Source organism: Paenibacillus vulneris (genome assembly GCF_039543185.1).
Lineage (GTDB): Bacteria > Bacillota > Bacilli > Paenibacillales > NBRC-103111 > Paenibacillus_S > Paenibacillus_S vulneris.
Genome location: NZ_BAABJG010000004.1, coordinates 156864 through 170881 on the forward strand (window position 1 = coordinate 156864; position 14018 = coordinate 170881).

General features: G+C 53.4%; 13 protein-coding genes. 6 read left to right on the forward strand and 7 right to left on the reverse strand.

What is annotated here, in order from left to right:
- Positions 1-132: 132 nt before the first annotated feature.
- From pdaA to cidR, 6 genes are all read right to left on the reverse strand, one after another.
- Positions 133-930, reverse strand: coding sequence for a delta-lactam-biosynthetic de-N-acetylase (gene pdaA / locus ABEA66_RS04925; RefSeq protein WP_345586577.1), 798 nt, complete (start codon positions 928-930; stop codon positions 133-135).
- 57 nt (positions 931-987) lie between these two features.
- Positions 988-2280: a polysaccharide deacetylase family protein gene (locus tag ABEA66_RS04930; protein ID WP_345586579.1), complete on the reverse strand. Its 1293-nt coding sequence runs from the start codon at positions 2278-2280 to the stop codon at positions 988-990.
- 14 nt (positions 2281-2294) lie between these two features.
- Positions 2295-3482: an MFS transporter gene (locus ABEA66_RS04935; RefSeq protein WP_345586581.1), complete on the reverse strand. Its 1188-nt coding sequence runs from the start codon at positions 3480-3482 to the stop codon at positions 2295-2297.
- Between the two features lie 62 nt (positions 3483-3544).
- On the reverse strand, positions 3545-4681 hold the full coding sequence (locus ABEA66_RS04940) for an MGDG synthase family glycosyltransferase (protein WP_179136040.1): 1137 nt from the start codon (positions 4679-4681) through the stop codon (positions 3545-3547).
- Between the two features lie 456 nt (positions 4682-5137).
- Positions 5138-6670 (reverse strand): helix-turn-helix domain-containing protein, encoded by a 1533-nt coding sequence (locus tag ABEA66_RS04945; RefSeq protein ID WP_345586585.1) that lies wholly within the window; start codon positions 6668-6670, stop codon positions 5138-5140.
- Between the two features lie 917 nt (positions 6671-7587).
- Positions 7588-8478, reverse strand: coding sequence for a cidABC operon transcriptional activator CidR (cidR, locus tag ABEA66_RS04950; RefSeq protein WP_345586587.1), 891 nt, complete (start codon positions 8476-8478; stop codon positions 7588-7590).
- A 108-nt stretch (positions 8479-8586) separates the two neighbouring features.
- Between cidR and ABEA66_RS04955 the strand changes: the two genes are divergently transcribed.
- On the forward strand, positions 8587-8958 hold the full coding sequence (locus tag ABEA66_RS04955; RefSeq protein WP_345586589.1) for a CidA/LrgA family protein: 372 nt from the start codon (positions 8587-8589) through the stop codon (positions 8956-8958).
- On the forward strand, positions 8955-9632 hold the full coding sequence (locus tag ABEA66_RS04960; protein ID WP_345586591.1) for an LrgB family protein: 678 nt from the start codon (positions 8955-8957) through the stop codon (positions 9630-9632). The genes ABEA66_RS04955 and ABEA66_RS04960 overlap by 4 nt, the downstream gene beginning before the upstream one ends.
- A 278-nt stretch (positions 9633-9910) precedes the next feature.
- On the opposite strand, the gene ABEA66_RS04965 is transcribed toward ABEA66_RS04960, so the two are convergent.
- Positions 9911-10750, reverse strand: coding sequence for a helix-turn-helix domain-containing protein (locus ABEA66_RS04965; protein ID WP_345586593.1), 840 nt, complete (start codon positions 10748-10750; stop codon positions 9911-9913).
- Positions 10751-10860: 110 nt separating this feature from the next.
- On the opposite strand from ABEA66_RS04965, the gene ABEA66_RS04970 reads away from it, so the two are divergent.
- From ABEA66_RS04970 to ABEA66_RS04985, 4 genes are read left to right on the forward strand one after another with little or no spacing between them, the layout of a single operon-like run.
- Positions 10861-12405, forward strand: coding sequence for a GMC family oxidoreductase (locus ABEA66_RS04970; protein WP_345586595.1), 1545 nt, complete (start codon positions 10861-10863; stop codon positions 12403-12405).
- A 17-nt stretch (positions 12406-12422) separates the two neighbouring features.
- On the forward strand, positions 12423-12836 hold the full coding sequence (locus ABEA66_RS04975) for a gluconate 2-dehydrogenase subunit 3 family protein (RefSeq protein WP_345586597.1): 414 nt from the start codon (positions 12423-12425) through the stop codon (positions 12834-12836).
- A 35-nt stretch (positions 12837-12871) separates the two neighbouring features.
- Positions 12872-13681 (forward strand): substrate-binding domain-containing protein, encoded by an 810-nt coding sequence (locus ABEA66_RS04980; RefSeq protein ID WP_345586599.1) that lies wholly within the window; start codon positions 12872-12874, stop codon positions 13679-13681.
- The gene (locus ABEA66_RS04985; RefSeq protein WP_345586601.1) at positions 13675-13950 is read left to right on the forward strand and encodes a type 1 periplasmic-binding domain-containing protein; all 276 of its coding nucleotides are present in this window, start codon (positions 13675-13677) and stop codon (positions 13948-13950) included. The genes ABEA66_RS04980 and ABEA66_RS04985 overlap by 7 nt, the downstream gene beginning before the upstream one ends.
- Positions 13951-14018 lie beyond the last annotated feature (68 nt).

The following is a 14018-nucleotide window of genomic DNA, read 5'->3' on the forward strand; positions in this document are numbered from 1 at the left end:
ACATTAAAAAAACATAACAGGCCCAAAGGAGAGAACTCATCCGATGCTTTTAGAAATGAAAAAAAGCTCCTTCTGCAGGAGCTTCATAAATATGGACTATTGCCGTAAGGACTCTCAGCCTGCCGGGCTGTTTTAATACGTCTTCTTCTGCATTTGATCCAGGCTCTTGAACTCATACCCCTGCTCCTTGGCGGCAGCAATAATACGGCCAAGCGCCTCTGCGTTGTCGCTGGAGACGGAATGCAGAAGGATGACGGCGCCCGGATGCAGCTGGCTCATGACGTTATCGTAAGCGTACTTCCAGCCTTTTTGCGTCTTAGGGTCCCAATCGCGGTAGGCAACGGACCAGAATACGCTCGTGTAGCCGAGGCTCTTGCTCTCCGCAAGAATCCGGTTGTTGAATATGCCGCGCGGCGGACGCAGGTAATGCATTTCCTTCTGGCTGGTCAGCTTGCCGACCTCCGCCTGCACCTTCTCGAGCTCTTCTTTCAAGCGCTCGTTGGATATTTGGCTCATATCGGGATGACTCCACGAATGATTGCCAATCAAATGTCCTTCCTCCACCATCCGCTTCACCAGCTCCGGCTGATCCTTGACAAAATGCCCTGTCACAAAAAAGATGGCCGGAACCTTATGCTCCTTCAGAACGTCCAGGATTCGCCCCGTATAGCCGTTCTCGTAGCCGTTATCGAACGTCAAGTACAGCTCTTTTTGGGTCACATCCCCCAGGAAGATCGCTTCATTCTTCTGGATAATATCCTTGAAGCCCTCCTCGTTAATGGACGCCAGCTGCTGATTTCTGCTTTTCTTGAAACCGAAATGGTAAGGGTCTCCCCCATAGATAGCATCGGCAGCGTGTACGGCGAACGGAGCCATCACAGCACACAGCAGCAGCGAAACGGTCAGCATGGCCAATCGTTTCACAAGCATGTCACCCCTTCATCCTAGAATGTAAGATCAGGGATAATATGCCCTAACAGGGCGCGGTTATGTACCAGGGGAAACGGAATATCTTTTTTGCAGCTCCTTGGTCGATATGGCCAAAATTTTGGGTGTCAGAAGCTCCTTCTTGATCTCCAGCCGCTTCTTGCCCTGAGGATGGACGACCACCAGCAGCGTGCGCAAATAAAGCTTAGTCAGTACGAAAAAAATTCCGCGGGGCAAATCGGTTACCGTAAAGCCTAATTGCTTAGGTCCCCGGTTGATCATCGTGATGCCGTATATTCCTTTGACATCCTTCGTCGTCTCATCATTCATGAATCGCTCGGTCATCTTGGGCATAATCTGCTGCACCGCGCGTACCAGCTGGACGGCCAGCTGCATCATCGAACGGGTGTCCATGGCGATGCGGAACATCATTTCATTATTGAAATGAAGCTCAATCACCCGATCCCCTTTGCGGATCTCCTCTCCGTCCGGAAGCGCGATACGTTTGCCGTGATAGGTGCACACCCGGTAATAGAGCAGCCGGTTGTCCGGATCGACAGGCTCCAGCTCAAACCAGGAATGGTAGAGCCCTTCCCATTTCAGCCACAGCGATAACGGGAGCCGCTTGTACCAGCTAAGGCTATCCATTTGCTCGTTAGACCAGCCAATCTCATCTACGGTATGGAACGTAACCTGCTTCCGCTGCATTTCCTCAATAAAGGCATGCAGGGCTTGCAGCATATATTCCGGCGCGTCCGAATTCGCTCCTATCGTCTGGCCGCTGTCATGAAGCACGATCACTGCGCCATCCTTGAAGCGCGACAGAAGCCGGTGCTTGATCTTCACGGTGCCTCCGCGGCTCCGCCAATCCCCTACAATCATAGACCACAGCACCAGGCGAAAATCTTTTAACAGCATGAAATCGAACAGATTGATAATTCCCCAGGGCGGCCGGTAATAGACCGGTTTTTCGCCGGTAATGCTCTCAATGGCCTCGACGGCATGGTTCAGCTGCCTGCGCACTCTTCTTGGCGTCATGAAGGCATTGGTCCAATGGGAATAGTTATGGATCCCGACCAGATGGCCTTCCTCCTTCATTCGCATGATCAGCCCCGGGTACTGGACTGCCTTCGAACCGAGAACGAAGAACGTCGCCCGAATCTGATACCGCTTTAACAAATCCAGCAGCCGGGGGGTATAATCCGGGTCCGGGCCATCGTCGAAGGTGAGGAATACCGTTCGGTCCGCGTTTCCTTTCCGGTAGGCCCCCCAGCCGAACAACCGAACCAGGAGCGTCGGAATAATCGTGTACAAAGCCAGCACAAGGACAACCATCCAGACGAAGTAACCCATTTGAACTCACCCTCCTACTTCTTAAGTGCAGCCATCTTTCCCGCTCCCTCCGGAGGAGCCACGAAATAGTAAACCGCAATGAAGCCTAACAGCACGGCGCTGGTCATGATGGTGAAGCTTTCGCTGAAGGTGTCGGCAATCCAGCCTCCAAGCACCGGCCCGATAATGACCCCGATCCCTTCCACGCTGGAGAAGAGTCCCCATCCCATGCCCTGATTGTTTTTGGGAACATATTGGGCGAGAAGCGCATTCCAGGCCGGGAGTACCGCCGCATAGGATATGCCTAATAAAGCCGCAAGCAGCAGCGAGAGCCACAAATATTTGGCAAAGGTGAGCAAAAATAAGATGACCGCAAAGGCGGTGAAGCCTGCTATGAGAAACCACTTTTTCCCGAACCGGTCCGACAGCTTGCCCATAGGAATCAGAGCCATAACCGTGAACGCGCCTCCGGCAATGAGCAAATAAGAATATTGGGAATAATTGAAGCCAAGAACCTTGGACGCAAAGCCGGGCAATACAGGGACTAACATCCCTGCTGCCGTTGTTTGTAGAGTCATGCCGGGGAGTAAGGACTTCATCGTGCGAAGCCGCTCCCATAGCATGGAGATTTGATCGCGAAGAGGAATTTGCTCAGGAGTCGATGCTTTTTTGTTCGAAATAAAAAAGGACAAGAGCAGGCTGATTCCCCATAATATCATCATGCACCAATAGGAAATGGAGTAGCTGATGTCCATAATGAAGTTGAGTACGACAGGACCCGCCCCTAGCCCGGCAAGCCAGCAGGTGTACAGCAGTCCCATATGCTCCGCGCGATGCTCAGGTCTAACCTTGCTCAGGCAGACAAGCCAGATCGGCGACATGCCGATACCGAACAAAGCGGAGGCCCCGATAAGGAGCCACAAGGACTTTACACTATACAGCAGCCACAGCCCGCCCAAGGAAACAACGAGTCCGGCCGGCACGATCAATCGGAGCGGAAACCGGTCCAGCAAATACCCGGCATAGCATTTGATGAATGTATCGGTGACATAATGGACCGAGACGGCCCAGCCCACCGTCGTAACGGTAAAGCCCAGCGCATGTACCGCGTACGTCGGCAGGAAGGAGACGAGAAAGGCCCCCCGGACGAACTCAACAAGAAATAAAATAATTCCGTACAATAGCATATGCGCGGCAAAGGATCGTTTAGAAGAGGCTGTCATCGGTGTTCCACCTTCTTCCCTATAACCTATAAGTTAGTTATCCCCTGTTCCATGCGAAATATTTATGAGCCTACAATCACCTTATGGTCTATCGTGCTGAGCACATCGTCAGCGATAAAGTCTGCCGCGCATTTGGGATGCAGCAGCTTCATGCGACGCTTGATATCGACAGATCGGTATTCCTCTGACAAAAATTGTCTTACCTGCTCCGTCAGCTCTTCCAGATTGCCTGAGATGGACGCCACCTTCTTGCTCTCCAGGAAAACGGCATTTTCCTTTTCTTGACCGGCAAAAGGCTTGAATATAAAAATAGGAATTTGCAGAGCCAGCGATTCCGACAGCGTAAGACCGCCCGCTTTGGACACAATACAGGAAGAAATGGCCATTAACTGATGTATATTATCCAAAAATCCAAAAATGTGTACATCATCACGGCCCGCATACTGCATAAGCAGCTTTTGCTCCAGCTTATGATTTCTGCCGCAAACGACCGCTACCTGGCACTCCTCGATAGAGAGAATGGAGCGGATCATCTCCTCCACGTTGCCGAGCACCCCGTAGGAGCCTGCCAGAATAAGGATCGTAGGCTTCCCCGGGTCCAGCCTCGATTCGAAAGGATTCGGACTGGATCGGTCATACTGGATAAAGTCTCTCCGGATCGGAATGCCGCTTACCTCCACCTGACGTTCGGCAAGCCCCAGCGAGATCATCTGCTTCTTCAGCTCTTCCGCGGCAACATAATATTTGTCCATCTCCGGATGAATCCAGCGGGAATGGAGGGCGAAATCGGTAATGACCGTAAAGCATGGAATGCCCATGCTTCGGCACAACTCCGGTGTCGCACCGAAAGGAAACGTATTGATGACCGCATCCGGGCGCTCTTCCTCGATAATTTCCTTCAGTTTTTTTCTGCCTATAATATTGAAATACCGGTTCCATGCCAGGTCCGGCTTGGTTTCCCGGGTCATATAATAGCTCCAGCCGTAATAATCAAGACCGAATTTGGAGGTCTGGGTGCTTTTTAAATATAAGGTGGTTGTAATTGTATTCAAAAGCGGGTGCGCTTCTTTCATGAGATCGACAATAAGAATCTGGTCCGTACCTCGGGCAAGAAAGGACTGCTTCAGTGCCCGGGCAGCCTGTATATGTCCGTCACCGTAACTCGCTGTAAGGATCAGGATCCGTGGTCTGTGATTCATGGTAGCCTCCTCCCTGGAACCAATCGCACTACCGTTTTTCCTACTTCCATCATAGTTATTTCCCATATAAAAATAAACCACTCTGCCAACAACTATTCATCTCTGTATCCCCCAGTTATATCTACGTGGATCAAGGGCTCCGCATGCTCCCGGGCAGCCCGAAAGCATAAATTCCCTCCCCATAAACGCAGCCCAGCTTCACCCATTCCGTTGAGCCGCTCACGCAATTGAACTTAACACCAAGCTCCAACAGGAAGCAGCGAGCTCCCCCCGAAAAATACACGGTGTATTATTTTCTATACAATAAAAAAAGCTTGCTGTCCATAGACCCTGAAACCGGATGTATGATGACAGCAAACTTATTGTATCACGCTTTGGGCGGGCATTCACCCGATTTGCATATTAGACGGCGGGAAAGGAGGCTTCCCCTTCAAAAACCGGTGGATTCGGGAAGACTCAAGTCCCGGAGCGCAGCAGGTACTGCACGGTCTGATCGACCAGGCCTTCGTGCGCCGAGGCGTTGTACAGCAGCGGATCGTCATGCCGGATGAAGAAGCAGCGCTTGCTTCTGCGGGTCTGCTTGAGCTCCTTCCAATGCTCAGCCAAGTGGTCGCAAAAGGCCTCCGGCTTGGCGGCGCCTACCAGGAAAAGGACATTATCGCAATCCAGCGCGGCCACATCGCTTAGCGAAGTGACATCCATCGCGCCTATATGGTGCGCAGGATCAGGAGGGGTCACCTGAAGGTCATCATAAAATAAATCCTTCATTTTCTTCATTTGCATGCCGAATACGCGAAAGCGCCTTTCATTGGAGGCGTGAACCAGCAAAACCGGTTCTTGCCCGAGATGCTGGCGTATGTGAAACCGCGCATTTTCCACCTTCATATCGAAATACGATAACCATCGCTCGGCGATGCTGGACAGATCGAACAGCTGGCTTATGTCCATCAGCCGTTCCTTCCACGGGTATTTCTTCCATTCGATCTTAACTACCGGTGCTATCTCGCCCAGCGCCCGAAAGATCTCTTCTGTTACCGGCGGGGTCAAAATAAGCTCCGGCTCACTCGAAGCAACGGACTTCAAAGCCTGCGCCGGTTCATCCATCCAGCCTCTTTCCAGGCATAGATGCGGCGTGATCCCGAGGACGGCCAAATCGCCGCGGAGGACCGGAGAAAGACAGGCGATTTTCTTCTTGGTGCGGGCCGCATAATCCGTCGGGGTCATCCCCATGTGCTTTTTAAACAAGCGGCTGAAGTAATATTCATCCGGATAGCCCACCGAATGGGCGACCTCGATCACCGGCGACATAGTGTTCGCCAACAGGGACAGCGAAGCGTCCAGCCGGATCTTCGTAATGAATTTGTGGGGACTGAGTCCGGTTTGCCGGCGGAACGCTTGATAGAACCGGCTCGGGCTGGCCCCGGATAACCGGGCGATATCCTCCATGTCCATCGCGTCCTGATAGCTCCGGAGCATATATTGCCGTGTCTGCTCCACGTAATCGACCAAATCCTGCTCCATTTCGCGCGGCTTCTGAACATACATCATGAGCGCCGCCACCATGGCATACAGATGGGACTGCAGCTGGTAGTACAACGCCGGCTCCATGCTTCCGCCATCGCTGAGAAAATCCTGGATCCAGCTGCGAATTTGCGGCATCCGGAAGCAGTAGAGCTGGACATCGTCCAGCAGCTGCCTGGGAGTGCACTGGAAACGGATAATCAAGAGGTGCGCAGGGGCCGTATTCCTGTTCTCCAACGCACAGCGGGAATGGGGGGGAAGCATAAAGAGCTCTCCGCACAAGGCGGTGCCTGTTCGCTGCTGTTCGTTCACCTGCAGATGGATTTTAACTTTTTCTTGCAGCACAAAACCAAAGGCATGCTCCTCCAAGGTGAATAGTTCCTTGTGCCGCTGAGAAGGAAGCTTAAATTCCTCCGCAGCGATATAGTCCAGACGAAGATGACGCATGGACTCGTGCCTTTGCAGCATGATAATCACGTCCTAGAATGTTATGCAATCTTTCCTTTCATATTAGATGAAAATGATTCTCATTGTCAAATGAATGAGTCCAGATATGGCCGCGAAGCCTTAGTCAGGATGCTTTTTCGACCTGGACGGTATTCCTTTTATTCCCATGCAACCTTTCTCAACCTCCTCCCGTCTATGGAGATGTCGACACGTTTTACCTTATGACGGATTGATCATTCCAGACCATACAAGCAGCTTTAGAAGCGGCACAAAGAAAGAAGTACAACTAGAGAGAAAAACAGATATGAAAAAGGTTATGATTTACAGCTTCCGCTGCGCCGAGTGTGTCCCTGTCGGGGACCTCCGCGTTTGCGGCGGCAGAAGGGTGTGAATGATTCTCCCACTCCTGTCAACGCTGAACAACGAGACACCTTTGTCCCCCCACGTTCTTCAGCGGCATTTTAGGGCAAGACGAGCATCGACGAGATCGGCGACATTACCAAGCGCATAATGGACGGCAAGGGGCTGCAGCAGAAGCAACATTCTGCGGCAGCCTCTTCTTCATGGAGAGCAATAGGGCGGATCGGCAAGCCGATAGCCGTCTCAGCTCGGCTCTCCTCCGCATACCGTATTAAGAAGACTGGATTAGGGGGATGAACCATGCTCCGGACACATGTCAAAACATACCGGCAGCGAATTGGAAAAAACCATTACATCATTATTAATATTTTCCAATCGGCTGAGGCAAAGGCAGAGTCTGGCAACGTGCTTGCCAGCAATGCCGTGAACGTGCAAATATGCAAGAGCCGCAAAAAAGGCGTTAAAATCCTCCCGGGTAATTTGCGCAGAGCCCTAAAATCTAACCTATTTATAATGAAAAGGACCGTTCCTTTCGGCAATACCGAAAAGGAGCGGTCTTCGTTGTTTCGCAGCAGGTCTCACACCGGCTGCCGGAGCATGCTCTGCGTGAAAGCGATCCATTCCCGGGCCGCGAATGACAGGTAGCTGTCCTTACGCCATATCATGGCCAAATGCCAAGGAATCGCCGGCTTTGTCAATGGAATCGTCCGCAGGCGTCTTGTGTCCAGCTCCCGGCAAATGGCCTCCGGCAATAAAGCAATTCCCAGATTAGCGGCCGCCATCTCGGTAATAAAATCCCATTGGGAGCTTTTATAAACGACATTAGGAAAGAAGCCCAGCCTTTCACACTCGGCTATGATCCGGTCGTGCAGGGCAAAATCCTCATGGAACAGGAGGAACGATTCATCCTTCAGGTCCATTAACGAAGCCTCTTCCTTCTCAGCCAATGGGTGAGATGAATGAACGACCAGCATAAGCCGCTGCTTTACAAAGGAATAGAAGTTGAACAGCTCCTCGTTGGTGGGCAGCAAGATGACTCCGATATCGAGCTCCCCTGCTCCGACCTCCGCCTCTACCTTCTTAGAACCGTACTCGAACAGCTGCAGCGTAATGCCCGGATACTGCTCGCGAAACTTGCCGATCACCTGCGGGAAAAAGTTAGACCCTACCATCGGAGGAAGCCCGATGCGTATTCTTCCCCGTTGTACCTTCATCAGCTCGTCCAAATGCGAGGTCATCTCCTCGAAGGACTTGACCATATGCTGTGCCTGAGTCAGCAGCACGGCCCCCGCATCCGTCAGCTCGATACGCCTGCCGATCCGGTCGAAAAGAACAACACCGAGCTCCTCCTCCAGATTTTTGATCATTTTGCTGATAGTGGGCTGGGTAATATAAAGCGACTGAGCGGCCTTCGTAAAGCTCTTCCAATGGGCGACCTCGAGAAAATACTGCAGGTGCCGCATGTCCAATAGGCTCCCCTCCATCCATAGACAAATGGAATGAAAAACATTCTGTATATGTATTTTACCTATGAAAGAAGCTGCTGTACACTTTTCAAAGGAAAGGGGCTGTCAGCCATGAAAACCATGCTTCAAATTATCGTTCAAGTGCTTCTATTGATTGTCATCTCGTTTATTATGAACAAGCTCGTCGCGTGGCTACATATCCCTGTTCCGGGCAGCATTCTCGGCATGATTGTCGTGTTCCTGCTGCTGCAGACCAAGGTGCTGCGCCGTGAATGGCTGGAGGCAGGCGCAAGCTGGCTGATTGCCGAGCTTCTGCTGTTCTTTATTTCCCCGGCCGTCGGCATTGTTGCCTATCCCCAATTACTGGTGAGCGACGGATTCCAGATCGTGCTGGTCGTTGCGTTAGGCACCATCGTCGTTATGGTGTCCAGCGGACTCGTCGCCCAGCATATCGCCAAACGTAAGGAGCGTGCGCAATCATGATCGGAGCCGTCAGCTTGATCGGCACCGTCTTGCTATATATTGTAGCCAAGCGGCTGTACAGGTATAAACCCATGTTCATCTTTTCGCCCATCATCATTACGCCATTGGCGCTAATCATCCTGTTAGTATCGACGGGAACCTCCTTCGAATCCTACAATACCGGGGCCCACTGGCTGTCGGATATGCTTCAGCCGGCAACGATCGCCTTTGCGATCCCGTTGTCCAAGCATTTTCCGTTAATAAAAAAACACGCGACCGAAATCCTGGTCAGCGTGCTGGCCGGCTCTTGCGCAGCCGTAGCCTCGTCCATTTGGCTTGCTGAGGGGCTGCGGCTTAACGATCAGCTCGTCTTCAGCCTGCTCCCGCATTCCGTAACGACCCCGATTGCCATGAATGTCTCGCAAACGATCGGCGGCATTCCAACGATTACGGCAGTTGCCGTGATGATGACAGGAATATTCGGATCCGTGGTCGGACCTTATATTATACGCATGTGCCGCATCCGTAACGACATTGCCCGCGGCGTGCTTCTCGGTACCAGCTCACATGGCGCCGGTACGTCGAAGGCCTTTGAATTCAGCAGCGTCTCCGGAACGGTATCCAGCATTTCCATGATTTTGGCCGCCGTCATCACGTTGTTCGTCACGCCCTGGATTATGGCAGCGGTGCTGTAATAATAGTTCCGATATTAAGAAACCATTTCCTTGATTGCTAAGACGAACCGCTTCCATGTGAATTATGATGGCCTTGTAATCCTCGATTGCGGGCCCCTATTTCGCAGGATGTCAGACAGATGGCCTCGAGCCGTTCTTCCTGAAAAAAGAACAGCCGGTATGTTTCGAGCACCGGTACGTTCTACACCTTCAAATGTAGGCGTTTACATCGTAGCAGATCAGCGGCATTTTATCGTGAGGAAGCTCTGCTCTCCGAGCAGCAGATCGTCTTTTCTGTTTTAGACATCCTCCTCCCGGCTCACTTCTTGCATGCGATGCAGCGTCCTATATTTGTTCGGAGGCATTTGAACGGCGTCCTTAAACATGCGATAAAACGTGGAAACGGTTTCAAATCCAAGTTCAAAGCAGATGGAGGCGATGTCCTTGTCTGTCTCGGCAAGCATTTGCTTCGCCAATCCGATTCGGATGTCAGCCAAATACTGCATCGGCGTCATGTTGTACTGCTCTTTAAAAATATTGTTGATGTACCGCAGGCTGATCCCCTGCTTGGCGGCAATATCCGCAGCGCTGACGATTTCAAAGTAATGGGTGTCGATATAATGCCGGATCTTCTCGGCCCTTAAGCTATTCGCATCCGAAACCTGCAGCAAGTGCTGGGAACGGGCGAGCAGGATCATCAGCTCCGATAAGATGATCTTCATCGCAAGCAGCCCAAGTCTGCTCCCGCTTGATTGCTCGAACAGCAGCTTGCGCAGCAAGAGCCTTAATTCGCTTCCGGTAAAAGGATTCGGCTTACATAGCTGGGATTGGTTGAAGAAAGCATGCAGCAGCTCTTCCCGTACCACGGCATCAAAGATCGCCTCGTCAAAAGCCAGCACGAGCACCGTCAGCTTCGAATCGGAAACGATGGAATGCTCCGAGTTCGGAACGATTACCGCCACGCGGTCTTGGCCGTAGGACTCCACCCTTTGGTTCAACATAATTTTGCCCTCACCTTCCAACGCGTACAAAATCTGATGAACTTGATGATGGTGCGGCTTCATCACCTCACCGTCTACATGCTGAAACTCATACATCAGGATTCCCTCAGCCGGTAACTCAATTTTTTGCAAGCTCATATGGAATAGGCTCCCAGAATTGAAATGCACTGCTTGTTTTTATTATATGCTCTCCGTTAAATCGTTCACAAGTGCCAAGAAGATGCGAGTCAAGAAAGGGGTATTTCAAGATGTCGAAACTGCCCGTTGATGTCATCGTTGTCGGTTCCGGGGCCACCGGCGGTCTGGTCGCCAAGGAGCTAACCGATCATGGCTTCTCCGTAACCGTCATCGAAGCCGGCAAACGGTATAACCCGAACGCGGATTTCGCCAACGCCGAGGCCAACCACGCCAAAATCCAATGGACGGAGCCGCGCGTCTATGCGGGCAAGCATCAGGTCGCTCCCAAAACCGGCATCGGTGTAGGAGGAGGAACGTTAACCTGGCTGGGGGTCATGCCCCGGTTCCATCCGGAGGACTTCCGCACCTACAGTCTGGAAGGCGTAGGGGCCGATTGGCCCTTAAGCTATGAGGACCTTGCGCCTTACTACGCCAAGGTGGAAAGAGACTTCGGCGTCGCCGGAGACTGCGGGCCGTTCGCGCCCGAGCCGTATTCCCTCCCCATGCCGGCCCATCGCTTCAGCTGGCATGCCCAGGTGCTCGCGCGCGGGGCGCATAAGTCCGGGGCGCATCCGTTCGCCCCGCCCATCGCCATCAACTCCGTCGAGTACGACGGGCGGCCGGCCTGTACGTACTGCGGCTGGTGTGCCGCGGGCTGTCCGACGGACGCGAAGGCGACCAGCCAGGGCACGTACCTGGCCAAGGCGGAGGCCGCCGGCGTGAAGGTCATCAGCGAGGCGTTCGTGCATCGTGTTCTATACGACGAAGCCGCCGGCCGCGTCACCGGCGTCCTCTACCTGGACGCCGAAGGGCGGGAGCACGAGCTGAGCGCGCAGCTCGTCATTCTTGCGGCTCATGCGGTGGAAACGCCCCGCCTGCTGCTCGTGTCGGCGTGTCCCGCCTTCCCGGACGGACTCGCCAACTCCAGCGGAGCCGTCGGCAAATACTTGCTCAGCCATCCGACATGGCAGGTGTTCGGAACGTTCGACGAGCCCGTCAACGCTTATAAGGGCATACAGATGGGGCAGGTCATGGTGCAGGATTATTACAAGCCGGATTCCCGCAACCATTATGCGCGCGGCTATGTTCTCCTGTCCTACATGATGACCCCGGTCACCTACGCCACATTGAGCGGCGATTTCGTAGGCCCGGAATTCAAGCAATTCCTGAAGGATTATCCGTACACCGCCGCCTGGTGGGCTCATGCCGAGGGACTTCCGAGCGAGCATAACACGGTGACGCTCGATCCCGAGGTCAAGGACCATCGCGGACTTCCTGCGGCCAGAGTTTCGATCGAATGGCTTGATAACGACATTCGATTGGCGGGTGCCGCCCGGGATAAAGCCGCGGAGCTGATGGAAGCATCCGGCGCCCGCAAGGTGCGGGTCGGCCTGAATTATGGGGCTCACGCCATGGGAACCTGCCGCATGGGAGACGATCCCGATTCCTCCGTCGTCAATGAGTTCGGCCAGACGCACGACATTCCCAATCTGTTTATCTGCGATACGAGCGTATTCGTCACCGGCAGCGGTCTTAATCCGACGCTGACCGCGATGGCCATCGCCAGCCGGGCCGTGGACTATATCGCCGACCAGGCACGGCAGGGACAACTGTAACGAAGGAGCTGATACCTATGAGAAGGAGTGCTGCCGAACAGGCGGAATGGCTTGCGGTGCTCGCCAACGGTGTGATTCCCGCCGATGAGACCGACCAAGGAGCCGCCGAGGCGAATGCGGGTCCGGTCCTCGCCGAAAGAATCGAGCGCGGCATTCACGCCAGGCTGTATGAGCTTGGCATCGAAGCCGCCGTGACGGCGGCGAAGGAGCAGTTCGGGCAGCCGCCGGCCCGGCTTGGGCCCGAGCAGGTACACGCCGTGCTGATGGCCTTGAAAGCCTCGGTGCCCGGGTTTTACAAGCAGCTCCGAACCGATGTCACCGGGCTGTATCTTAACACGCCGGGCGTCTCCGAACGAATCGGATTTCCCGGTGCATCGGCGCATACGGGGGGCTACCCCGATTTCGATCAACCGCAAGAGCGCAGCAAATAAGGAACCGATCCCAGGCCCAGGAGGGAAGTGCGTCCATGAAGAAAAAACGGTCAATCCGATGGACAACGTTATTCGTCATTCTTTTGTTGGTTGGTGCAAGCCTGACAGGCTGCGCAGGCGGGAAAGATCCGGCGGGCGCCGGGGATAAAGAGGCCGGCGGCAAGACCAAGAAAGCCTATAAAATTGCTTTGAGCAATGCATTCGCCGGAAACTCCTGGCGCTCGGAAATGCTGAAAATTTTTGAAGCCTATGCCCAGCAGAAGAAGAACGCAGGCGAGATCAGCGAGTTTTATTCCTCAAGCGCAGGCAACGATCCGCAAGCCCAGATCAATGAAATCCGCAATATGATGTCCAAGGGCTACGACGCCATCCTCGTCGACGCTTCCTCTCCAACGGCACTGGTGCCCGTACTCCATGAGGCCGTACAGCGGGGTATTGTCGTCGTCGCCTTCGACAATACCGTGGAATCCGACAAGGTATATAATGTCAACACCGACCAGGTGCAGTTCGGCCGGGTTCAGGCGCAGTGGCTGATGGATCAGATCGGCGGCAAAGGCAACATTCTCCTGATCAAAGGCATCGACGGGATTTCGATCAACAGCGACCGGGACCAGGGCCATCGGGAGGTCCTCAAAAAATACCCCGACGTCAAAATTCTTCAGGAAGGCTTCGGAAATTACGATGATGCAACGACCTCTGTCGTGATTAACAACATGCTGGCGGCCCACAAGTCCAAAGGCATTCAGGGGATCCTCACGCAAGGGGGCGGCGAGAATGCCATCGTAGAGGCGCTGAAGCAGAACAAGCTCGATCCGGCTGCCATTCCTATGACCGGGAGATGCTGAACGGCCTGTTCCGCCATATGAAGGAAAGCAAGGTCAAGGCGATTGCCGCAGGCCAGCCCCCTTACCTTAGCGCCGCTGCTCTCGATATTGCGCTGAAGGTGCTCAAGGGTGAGAAGACCGATAAAAAGACCATCATCCCGCTGCCTTACGATGACTACAAAAATGTAGACAAATGGTATGCGCCGGGTCAGCCGGACAATTTCTACGTCGACTGGACGGACCCATCCAACAGCTACGGATTGAAAATCGAGCAAATCTTGCAAAAGTAAGCTTCCATTAAGGGAAAGGGCCGGCCGCAAAACGATGATATCGGTCGGTCCCCTCACCCACACCAAAG

Coding starts and splice junctions, on each gene's coding strand:
- ABEA66_RS04940 (WP_179136040.1), bottom strand. CDS start 4,681: ATGAATCACAGACCACGGATCCTGATCCTTACAGCGAGTTACGGTGAC.
- ABEA66_RS04935 (WP_345586581.1), bottom strand. CDS start 3,482: ATGACAGCCTCTTCTAAACGATCCTTTGCCGCGCATATGCTATTGTAC.
- ABEA66_RS04960 (WP_345586591.1), top strand. CDS start 8,955: ATGATCGGAGCCGTCAGCTTGATCGGCACCGTCTTGCTATATATTGTA.
- pdaA (WP_345586577.1), bottom strand. CDS start 930: ATGCTTGTGAAACGATTGGCCATGCTGACCGTTTCGCTGCTGCTGTGT.
- ABEA66_RS04955 (WP_345586589.1), top strand. CDS start 8,587: ATGAAAACCATGCTTCAAATTATCGTTCAAGTGCTTCTATTGATTGTC.
- ABEA66_RS04965 (WP_345586593.1), bottom strand. CDS start 10,750: ATGAGCTTGCAAAAAATTGAGTTACCGGCTGAGGGAATCCTGATGTAT.
- ABEA66_RS04980 (WP_345586599.1), top strand. CDS start 12,872: ATGAAGAAAAAACGGTCAATCCGATGGACAACGTTATTCGTCATTCTT.
- ABEA66_RS04975 (WP_345586597.1), top strand. CDS start 12,423: ATGAGAAGGAGTGCTGCCGAACAGGCGGAATGGCTTGCGGTGCTCGCC.
- ABEA66_RS04930 (WP_345586579.1), bottom strand. CDS start 2,280: ATGGGTTACTTCGTCTGGATGGTTGTCCTTGTGCTGGCTTTGTACACG.
- ABEA66_RS04945 (WP_345586585.1), bottom strand. CDS start 6,670: ATGCTGCAAAGGCACGAGTCCATGCGTCATCTTCGTCTGGACTATATC.
- ABEA66_RS04970 (WP_345586595.1), top strand. CDS start 10,861: ATGTCGAAACTGCCCGTTGATGTCATCGTTGTCGGTTCCGGGGCCACC.
- ABEA66_RS04985 (WP_345586601.1), top strand. CDS start 13,675: ATGCTGAACGGCCTGTTCCGCCATATGAAGGAAAGCAAGGTCAAGGCG.